This is a genomic window from Shewanella sp. (genome assembly GCF_048265805.1).
GTDB lineage: Bacteria > Pseudomonadota > Gammaproteobacteria > Enterobacterales > Shewanellaceae > Shewanella.
Genome location: NZ_JBLXAT010000064.1, coordinates 1 through 6,109, shown reverse-complemented (window position 1 = coordinate 6,109; position 6,109 = coordinate 1). Strand labels below are relative to the sequence as shown.

At 46.0% G+C, this 6,109-nt stretch carries 6 protein-coding genes; 2 read left to right on the top strand and 4 right to left on the bottom strand.

Annotated features, from left to right (window positions below):
• Nucleotides 1-181: 181 nt before the first annotated feature.
• Nucleotides 182-823, top strand: coding sequence for an inovirus Gp2 family protein (locus tag ACN0TT_RS20515; RefSeq protein WP_235868391.1), 642 nt, complete (start codon nucleotides 182-184; stop codon nucleotides 821-823).
• Nucleotides 824-938: 115 nt separating this feature from the next.
• Nucleotides 939-1,376, top strand: coding sequence for an RNase H family protein (locus ACN0TT_RS20510; protein ID WP_055467093.1), 438 nt, complete (start codon nucleotides 939-941; stop codon nucleotides 1,374-1,376).
• Between the two features lie 60 nt (nucleotides 1,377-1,436).
• On the opposite strand, the gene ACN0TT_RS20505 is transcribed toward ACN0TT_RS20510, so the two are convergent.
• From ACN0TT_RS20505 to ACN0TT_RS20490, 4 genes are all read right to left on the bottom strand, one after another.
• Nucleotides 1,437-1,772, bottom strand: a complete 336-nt coding sequence (locus ACN0TT_RS20505) for a hypothetical protein (protein WP_113620414.1) — start codon at nucleotides 1,770-1,772, stop codon at nucleotides 1,437-1,439.
• A gap of 299 nt (nucleotides 1,773-2,071) precedes the next feature.
• On the bottom strand, nucleotides 2,072-3,493 hold the full coding sequence (locus ACN0TT_RS20500; RefSeq protein WP_113620415.1) for a GTPase: 1,422 nt from the start codon (nucleotides 3,491-3,493) through the stop codon (nucleotides 2,072-2,074).
• 164 nt (nucleotides 3,494-3,657) lie between these two features.
• Nucleotides 3,658-5,136 carry a hypothetical protein gene (locus ACN0TT_RS20495; protein WP_417763972.1) on the bottom strand — a complete coding sequence of 493 codons (1,479 nt, stop codon included), beginning with the start codon at nucleotides 5,134-5,136 and terminating at the stop codon, nucleotides 3,658-3,660.
• 44 nt (nucleotides 5,137-5,180) lie between these two features.
• Entirely contained in the window at nucleotides 5,181-5,885 is a 705-nt protein-coding gene (locus tag ACN0TT_RS20490; RefSeq protein ID WP_417763971.1) for a WYL domain-containing protein, read from the bottom strand.
• Nucleotides 5,886-6,109: the final 224 nt, after the last annotated feature.

Sequence of the window (6,109 nt, the reverse complement as noted above, 5' to 3'; positions counted from 1 at the left end):
TGTTTGGTTAATATTATTAGCATCTTGTTGTTGATGTCTTATCTAAAACACATACAGCACAAGTTGTTGTTAAATTTAATAGTGATGTTTACTTTAAATAACGGCATGAGGCTATCTATGAACCAACTAGTAGGAGTAGGTAGAAATGAATGTACGATCTAGAAAAAATAAGAACCTAAAAATGACAACCAAAAGTACTTTTTTAGGTAGGCCGATTCAAACAACACATGGCCCTCTGTGTATTGATTATTTAGAGAAAATACACGATACCATTGAACGGGCACTGGATGATTATCCACGCCTTATGGCTTTACGTGTGGATCTAAAATTCCCCCAAATGCGAGAGCGAGAAGATTTGGGTTATTTAATGACGGACTTTATTCGTTCATTACAGTCGCAGATCGATCATTCCGGTCGAAAAAAGAAAAGAGAAGGGGGGAGAGTGCATCCTTGTAGGGTGCGAAGTATTTGGGTGAAAGAGCGCTCAACATCGATCAATGACCATTACCACCTAGTTCTGCTTTTTAATAAGGACAGATTCAACTGGTTGGGAAAGACTCTATCCCATCCAGAGAATTTAGGCGGATTTATCGTCGAGGCTTGGGCTAGAGTCGTTGGTGTTGATTATGACGAGGCTAACGGACTGGTGTATTTCTCTAAGGACAAGAGGAAAGATAGCGTAGTGATCCATCGTTTAGATCGTCATTCGGCGAACTTTGACGATGCATTTGATGACCTGTTCAAGCATGTTAGTTATTTGGCAAAAGAAGATACCAAACACTTTGGTAACCGTAAGCGAAATTTTGGTTACTCGCTACGGTAACTAGTTCTATCAAATATTCCAGTTCAAATATTCAGTACCTTCTTTTTTTACCTCAGGTTCTTATCTGTTGAAGAGGAGCAATAACGTGACTCATTAAGTTAAGAAGGTACATGCTATGACTCAATCACATTACACGCTTTATATTGGTGTTTCGGTCAATAAAGATAAAACTCAAGGAGCAGTCGGAGTGGCTATTTACGATGAGGAACATCAATTAGCTGATAGTTTCGCTGTGCTGGTGGATCGTAACATTGATAGTACGGAGCTAGAGCTTACTGCTATCGTCGAGTGTTTACGTTACGCATTTAATGACGATGTCATTTACAGCACTAGCGACTTCTGTGTGCGTGGCTATAACGAATGGCTAGATGATTGGAAGAAAAGAGGGTGGCGTAAATCAGATAAGAAGCCAGTGGCCTACCGTCAGCTTTGGCAGTTGGTGGACGAAGAGCGTAGCGAAAAGTTCGTTGATGTGCGCAAACAGCGTTCGTCTCCAGAATTAGATTTAGCCTATAGATTGGCAAAAGAGGAACTAGAAGAAGAAGCTCGTTAACTTTAAAAATTGAAGAGATAGGCCAACCAGCCTTATCGGTGAGCCTATCTCTCGATGGTGTTACTTTTTGTAGTTCACTTCCAGTTTGTCGGCCAAGGGATACTTGGCAATTTCATAATCAGGGTTCAAGGTTGCCAATTTGTGTGCAGCGATTGAGGCGGCTGAAGCCAGTCCAAAAATGGCCGCAGGACCTGATGCTAATGCGGCTACCATAGTCGCGGAGCGCCCAGCGGTATACACACGACATTTCAGTCCCTGACGTTCTATAAGATCTTCAATTTTCTTCACGGTTTGAGAGAAGTTTTTCACGTTGGTGAGTGTGAATGATTCTCGACGAGAGATGTGCTCTTTCAGAGCGGCTTCGTCAAGGTGGTGTAATACATTGCCTTTACTCATAATTTGTCCTTAGCGCTCTCGTCTGAAAGCATGATAGTGGGTTGACGTTAGAATACGAACGAGTGAGACATAGGCTGTCTCACTGAAATTGGTTGTTGCGCTTTTGTGAACTAGCTCAGATTTTAGAGTGCAGAGCCGATTTATCATGGCTAAATTAGCAGGGATAAGAGTGGTTTTTTTGTAAATGGGCTTTTGGTTAAGTTGTTGTTATTTAATGATTTTGTTGTGCCCGAAGAACGACCTAAGCGCTTTGTTTGAATAAGGGGGATTGGTTCCCCCATCTGTTGACTGTATTCGATTTACTCTCTGTGCTCGGGGCTAAAGGTGGCGAAGTTTTGGGCATCTTTACCTTGGGTTTCGAGCTGTGCTTTAAGCCAGTTAAATACTTCCAGAGTGCCAACCGGACCATCTGTATGGATACGGTCATCGGGGTCAAACGCGGTTTCTATCAATGTCACGCCTGCCAATCTTTGTTTGGCTGTTTCACGCAATTTTTCCAAATCTCGTGGGCGCACCATATCGACCTTGTTTAGACAAACGACAATCGGTTTGTCCAAACGGGTAAGCTTATTTAAGATTTGTACATCAATATCAGAAACGCCTCTGGCAAGGTCTATGATCATGACAAAGATATCGACGTTGTGCAGATGTTCGTGAGTCAGGCTGTTGACCGACGGGTTAATATCATTAAAACCCGGAAAGTTGATTAAGTTAATTGCGTAATCTTCATCGAGTGGATAGAGCTCAGCTTCACTCGTTGCCCCTGCAATCGGGTCGACATTTTGTGTATCTAACCCAAACACGGCATTAAAGAAAGCATCTTTCCCTACCGAACCATCACCGACTACGCCAATATTAATTCTGTTCAGGACAAGTTGTCTTAACGCGGCGATGTGAACAACAGCAGGAATCGTTTTGCGGTAAGCGGGACCTGCGAGAGCCGTAGCAGCCCAGAGCCCACTAGCCGTCCATCCCACAGGACCTAAGAATGACGACACGGCTCTGGCTATGATTGGGCTTGCAGCAAAAGGAAGTCCTTTACCAATAATGGCCTTGCTAATCCAATGTGCGACGATGATGGAATATTTATAGACGGCAAATCCCCCGTATTTTTTTAAAAGCAGTTGAATGAGTAGTATGCTGGATGCACCAACAGGGATTTCTTGATAGTCGATACCTAGGCTGCGAAAGAGTGCATCCCTTTCACTTTGACTCATCTGCTCATAAGCATCGACAAACAGTTTTTCAATGATCCGCTTTTCGAGCTCTTCCGTGGAGTATTGTTCGTAGTTTGCGCCTTGAATGAGATCTACGGCTCCAGAAACAAAAGCGCCTGTGTTGGAAGTGATGCCCCCTATGGCATCGACAATAGAGTCGGCGGATTGACTGATAAACGATGAGTAATTAGGCGTGGCTTCTGCTTTGACTTTTTTAGCCACATCTATCACCACTTCTCGATAAGTGGCGACGTCGGTGTCCGTGTCTTTTCCTAGGGCTTCTTTGAGCTTGTGCTTTGCCATTCTTGTCGTGGTGGCAAGGGTGTTGCTGCCCGCTTTACGTAGGTGCCAAGCAATACGCTGAGCATCTTGCCGTAAGGTATCGGGTTTAAACTGACATTCGCTCTCGCTGAGTTTGAGGTATTCCAGAATAGGAAGCACTTCTTCAGGATTGTAAGCCAGAGCGCGTTGGAGTACATCGACTTCACTGAGGGATTGCGGCATAGGGAGGCTCCGTGGTATTGGCTATCGTGTGAGCCACCAGCATACGGATGAGCGAGACATATCGTGTCTTGCTTGTTAGCGGAGGTGAATGTCGAGTAGGAGTTGTGAAAACAGTCACAAAAAAAGGTGGGAGATGTCCCACCTTGGTCGTTGGCAAGTGGTGACTAATTACCAACTAAGTTTAAGCAGCTAGTCATGTCCATGCGAGTAAGCCTCGTTTTATCCAAACCACACGACACGGTATAGGTGCCATTCGCGGCGGTGTTGGTTATTATCCATAGCCCAGTCGAGCGATGCTCGGTGTAAATCATGCTGCCATCGTTGAGATAATCCCAAGCTGAGCGTATCCAACTGAGCGCGCCATATCCTTCCGTTAAATCAATCTCTGGACTAATAGTGCTGACGCCATCAAAGGCGGTAGGCGCATCAATCAGTTGATTGGTCAGGGCGTAGTTCAAACCGTCGACATTGGCATTATCTCCTGACTCAAAATCAAACTGAGCGTAGGTAATGTAACGGCCGTATTGGTCTTTTGTCATGGCGGTGAGCGGTGTGCCTGAACGATTGGCATCGATATCGAGCGCTTCACATTCTGCCGCATCATTGACGCCACCTTGCGCGTTTATCGCAAATTCATAATAGACGTCACCGACTGTATTGCCTTTTTGATTGGCTCGCAGTTGCTTGGTGCAGTGATAAGCCGAACTTGGGTAACTGTTCGAAGTATATTCATCCATCACCACAAATGTCTCGCTGTCATTGTATTGACCAAGTGTGGTGTTGGTTTTTAGGTAATGAGTCATGGTGACAATGGTGTCTAAATCATTGCTGACCTGATACACGGTTTCCTGTGCGTACTCAGGGTGACCGACATACTCTTTTCGATACCAAGTATCCGCCACACTGATGTCGTTTGAGGCAGGATTACCTAGCCAATACTCCACATACGCAACATGAGCATCGGGGTAAAGGGCTTCAAAGACGCGCGTTTCTTCATACGCTTTGGCCAGACCTATGGTGAGCGACTGAGCCAATTGATGTTGAGCGGTATTGCCTTGCTTAATGAAGTCTCCATATAAGTCACTGACGGCAATGTTATAGCGGTTTGCTAAACGATACTCTTGCTCGGCAACGCGCTGTTTGATTTTTCCTTGCAAGGATGAATTGGCGGCCAGTGTTTGGCAGCCGTCCGCACCAAGTTCACTCAGCTCAGTTTTAATCGCATTCCAAATCACGGTGGTGAATGGCGTCGTGTTCAAAATGTCATTGCTGTAGTTTGATGAAAACTTCGGTGGAAAGGTGAGTCGGTAGGCTTCACTGACCACACCATAGTCGGAATCGTAAGCGCCGACAGGCACATCAATGATAACCGGCGCGTAATCGGCGCAAACACCGTCTACGCCTGAAAATTCAAACTGACCATTTTGGTCGGTCAGTGCCGAAGGTTCGTTGTCGTCTAATTGACCATTAAGATTGTAGTCGACAAAAGCGGTGGCCCCTTCGACATAGCCGTCAATAGCCACACCCGTGAGGTCCGCTTGACTGCCTGATGTGCTATTGCTGTCGCTACTGCCGCCTCCGCATGCGGTTAAGCTGGCAGTGACCAATGCTAGTAGCACCGTATTCAATTTGAATGATTGCATAATGGTGTCCTTGAATGATGAAAAATAGGAGTAACTCAGCGAACTTATCGCTGAGTGGGAATAACCGTATCGGAGAGTGAGAAGTCACTCGGGTACTCAAAAGTGAAGGTGGATATGTCCGCCTGAATAATGTCGGAGAAGGCGAGCACGTCACGCTCGTGTTTGTGTTCGTACACAAGGTAGAGCATGCCTTTTTCCCAAATCAGGCCGAGTGGGGTGAGGTAGTCAGTATGGGTGTCATCAATGAGTGTTAAGCGAACCTGACGCTTAGCATTAATGGCTTGGCTGAGCCGCTCGAACACATCAAAGTCGTAGTCGTCTTGCTTGGGTAGCGCGAGACGCACCTCAATTTTGGCTGGCTCCATCACATCGTCAATTTGCAGTGGCATAAAAGTTTCGTGAATGCCTTGCTCAAAGTGAACCGGCAGCAGACCTTTCACCGATGAAAAGCACAGCCCGAGCAGCATGGTTTCCCATGAAGGAGACGAGACTTTGTTGTGGTATTTACGCTTGTAGGTGTAACTGTTACGCCCACGTTCAAACCGTTCGACTTGGAAATAGTCGGGGTAGTACATGATGACGTTGAGGTAGCGCTGAATGGTGCGCTTAGTGCGATTGACGCCCAGCTCGGCTAAGCGAACTCGCAGCTCTTCAGCCGAAATTTCTCGCAATCGCGGAATGTGTGAATAGATTTCAAAGATGAGCTTAAAATGCTCATCGGTTGTGAGTGTGTAGTCTGAGGGTTGCATGCCATCACCAACTTTCGTCTACCCAGCCACACGCACTGAGCGCAGTGCTTCAGTGAATGTCACGGATAGGGGTTAAACGAAGACTGGTGGCCACACAGTCTTAACGGGTCCTTATTGCAATGAGGCTAGGGTATGGATGAGCGAGACATATTCTGTCTCGCTCGGTGGAGAGGTTGCATATCTGTGATTGAGTTGGCATTTTGCGACGTATTACAGCATTGCTT